The 1,313-nt window shown below is 51.4% G+C and carries 2 protein-coding genes; one reads left to right on the forward strand and one right to left on the reverse strand.

Annotated features, from left to right (window positions below; translation table 11 throughout):
• Nucleotides 1-536, forward strand: a 536-nt coding sequence (locus V6D20_20275) for a hypothetical protein (GenBank protein ID HEY9818116.1), incomplete at its 5' end; no start/stop codon positions are given.
• A 394-nt stretch (nt 537-930) separates the two neighbouring features.
• Here V6D20_20275 and V6D20_20280 read toward each other — a convergent pair.
• Nucleotides 931-1,313 (reverse strand): hypothetical protein (locus tag V6D20_20280; GenBank protein ID HEY9818117.1); only part of this gene is annotated, 383 nt, incomplete at its 5' end.

Consider the following 1,313-nt stretch of genomic DNA (forward strand, 5'->3'; position numbering starts at 1 on the left):
ATATCGGTGACATCGTAGCCCCAGGACAACAGATTAGCCAAGGCGGTGCCATAAACCCCCAAGACCTTCTTGAGGCCACGGGAGATATGAACCTAGTTCGTAATACACTAATAGATGAAATCGCCAAAGCATACGATGGACAAAAGATCAAGCGTCGTATCTTTGAGACAGTAGTTAAGCCCATGACGGATAGGGCTAAGATTACACAACCTGGCGACGGTGATAAGTTGTTTAACATTTACGCCGGAGAAATCCATCAGGTAAACGCGCTAGAAACCTACAACACAAAGCTACGTGCGAAAAACCTCAGACCAATCCAGTTTGAGCCTGTTCTGTTAGGTATTGGACAAATTCCTCACCAGACTCCTGACTTCATTGGCCAGCTGTCTCACGATAGACTTAAGGATACGCTTAAGAATGCACCGGCAACAGGTAAGTTCACTAACATACTTAGTGGCCATCCGCTATCTCAGCTAGCATTCAAGCAGTTCAGCCACGTAGAAGATATTAAGAACCCACGCATCAAACTGTTCTAGTCTAAAATGAAATCAGACGAAACACCAATATGGAAGCGCTCCGCACGAAGACACCCAATGGGTGGTCTAAGTGATGAGGCTATTGAGGCGTATAACAGAGACACAGGTAGTAACCTCCAGAGAGCTGTGTCTACTCATCCGAAGAAACTTAAGCGCGACTCGGACGAGCTAAGGCGTCAAAAGAGCTTTTGTGCTCGCATGTATGGCCAGTTCCAGCGTATGAGCGAAGAGAAGAAGAAAGACCCAAACACGCCCCTTGCTAAAGCACTTGAGCGGTGGCGTTGCCGAGAGCATGGGTACAACTACCCAGTTGATAAGTCCGTCGCTAAATACTGGCGTAGCAACTAGTCTAAAAAAGAACCGGGGGATAGCGACAGCGCCACCCCCCAGTTTGTTAGCTGATCTCGACGTGGTTCACGGTGCCTAGAGCACCGTGCGTCCGGGACCACGTGAGCCAGGCATTGGGGTTAGCCAACTCCGGCACCATCAGAGACATCTGGTCCCCGTCCGCAAAGTGGAGCGTAACCCACTGCTGGGGGATATTAACCCCCCAGACCCCCACGTACCCGTGGGGGGCGTACGCCCTCCACTCCCAGGGCTCAACGCCCTCGGGGATGGGCATGTCCACGTCGTTCCCCGTGACTTCAAACATGAACCTCCAGGTCGGGGCTCCGGTGGAAGAGGTCAGTCGGGTGGAGGGGACGGAGGGGGCGGTCGTGTTCGTGTTGATGTTGCTCATAAGATTTCTCCAAATCATGAGAACTAGGTAGAATACAC

The organism is Candidatus Obscuribacterales bacterium (assembly GCA_036703605.1).
Taxonomy (GTDB): domain Bacteria; phylum Cyanobacteriota; class Cyanobacteriia; order RECH01; family RECH01; genus RECH01.